The sequence below is a fragment of the Streptomyces sp. AB3(2024) genome (assembly GCF_041862025.1).
Lineage (GTDB): Bacteria > Actinomycetota > Actinomycetes > Streptomycetales > Streptomycetaceae > Streptomyces.
Window position 1 is genome coordinate 1 of sequence record NZ_JBGWAB010000292.1, and the last position, 1,926, is coordinate 1,926.

At 70.9% G+C, this 1,926-nt stretch carries 1 protein-coding gene and 2 pseudogenes; all 3 read right to left on the reverse strand.

Annotated elements, in window-relative coordinates; translation table 11 throughout:
- Positions 1-271: pseudogene (locus ACEPPI_RS40380) on the reverse strand (sulfate ABC transporter substrate-binding protein); the annotation flags it as partial.
- A 215-nt stretch (positions 272-486) separates the two neighbouring features.
- A complete protein-coding gene (locus ACEPPI_RS40385; RefSeq protein WP_373920223.1) occupies positions 487-1,818 on the reverse strand; it encodes a sulfate adenylyltransferase subunit 1 in 1,332 nt (443 codons plus the stop codon).
- A gap of 2 nt (positions 1,819-1,820) precedes the next feature.
- Positions 1,821-1,926: pseudogene (locus tag ACEPPI_RS40390) on the reverse strand (sulfate adenylyltransferase small subunit); the annotation flags it as partial.

Below are 1,926 nucleotides of genomic sequence, written 5' to 3' on the forward strand. Positions count from 1 at the left end.
TGCCGTTCAGTTCCTTCTCGATCAGGCCCTCCTGGAGGCCGACCAGAGCGGTGGCGTGCGTCAGGTTCGGGAAGTACCCGATGCGGACCTCGGAGGCGGAGAGCTTCTTGGTGCCATCGGTGACGTTGGAGGCCGCGGTGTCCTTGGGCTCGTCCTTCTTGGCCTCGGAGCCGTAGCCGCAGGAGGCGAGGGCGCCGATCAGGAGCGGCAGGGCGGCGGCGGCGACGATGCCGCGGCGCAGGGTGGTGCGGGTGGTACCGGTGGCAGGCACGGGAGGACTTCCTCTCGTAGCGTCATGGCGTCATGACGCACGTCTTCGTTTCTGGAGCAAGGACGGGTACGGCTCGTGGGGGGTGAGGGCGCGCATGCGGTGCGCGTACGTCATCGCGCACATCGCGCCACCCCTCCCTGGCCGCTGCCGAGGACGCCGCTGCCCACGCGGCCGCCCTCCTTCGCGAAGGTGGAGTAGATGTCGGAGAGCATGAGTTAGAAGTCCCACCCTTCTTCATCCGCCTGGACGGCCGTCTTGGCCTGGGAGGCGAAGGACTCGCCCGCCATGCCCGCCGCCAGGGTGGTGCCGTCGGCCGGGTCGATCAGCAGGAAGGACCCGGTGCGGCGGGAGTCGGCGTACGCGTCGAGGGCGAGCGGCTCGGCGGTGCGGACGACGACGCGGCCGATGTCGTTGGCCACCAGCTGCCCGGGGGCCGGGTGCTGGGAGAGGTCGTCGAGGGTCAGCCGCGAGGGGATCTCCTTGACGATCGCCTTGACCGTGCGGGTGGTGTGCTTGAGCAGCACCCGCGCACCCACGGCCAGGGGCTGGTCGGCGACGTGGCAGACGGTCGCGACGACGTCCTGCGTGGTGGCCGGCGCGCTCGCGGACGGCGCGATCAGGTCACCGCGCGAGATGTCGATGTCGTCCTTGAGCCTTACCGTCACCGACTGCGGCGCCCAGGCGATGTCCACGGACTCGCCGAGGGCGTCGATGCCCTCGATGGTGCTGGTGCGGCCGGAGGGCAGGACGGTGACGGCCTCGCCGACGCGCAGGACGCCGGAGGCGATCTGGCCCGCGTAGCCCCGGTAGTCGGGGTGCTCCGCGGTCTGCGGGCGGATCACGTACTGCACCGGGAAACGCGCCGGGCAGGCGGTGAGGTCGTGGCTGACCGGGACGGTCTCCAGGTGCTCCAGCACCGTCGGTCCGCCGTACCAGTCCATGTTCGCGGAGGGCTCCACCACGTTGTCGCCGGCCAGGGCCGAGATCGGGATCGCGGTGATCTCCGGGACGCCCAGCTCGGAGGCGTAGGCGGTGAACTCCTCGGCGATCTTCGCGAAGACGGTCTCGCGGTAGTCGACGAGGTCCATCTTGTTGACGGCGAGGACCACGTGGGGGACGCGCAGGAGGGCGGCGACGGCGGCGTGGCGGCGGGTCTGTTCGATGACGCCGTTGCGGGCGTCGACGAGGACCACGGCCAGGTCGGCGGTGGAGGCGCCGGTGACCATGTTGCGGGTGTACTGCACGTGCCCGGGGGTGTCGGCGAGGATGAACCGGCGGCGGGCGGTGGCGAAGTAGCGGTAGGCCACGTCGATGGTGATGCCCTGCTCGCGCTCGGCGCGCAGGCCGTCGGTCAGCAGCGCCAGGTCCGGAGTGTCCTGGCCGCGGTCCTGGGAGACCCGCTCCACGGCTTCGAGCTGGTCCTCCAGGACCGACTTGGAGTCGTGCAGCAGGCGGCCGACCAGGGTGGACTTCCCGTCGTCGACGGATCCCGCGGTGGCGAAGCGCAGCAGCGTCGTGGCGCTGAGCTGCTCGGTGGTGGTCGTCATGGTTAGAAGTACCCTTCGCGCTTGCGGTCTTCCATCGCGGCTTCGGAGAGCTTGTCGTCGGCGCGGGTCGCGCCCCGCTCGGTGAGGCGGGAGACGGCGATCTCGGCG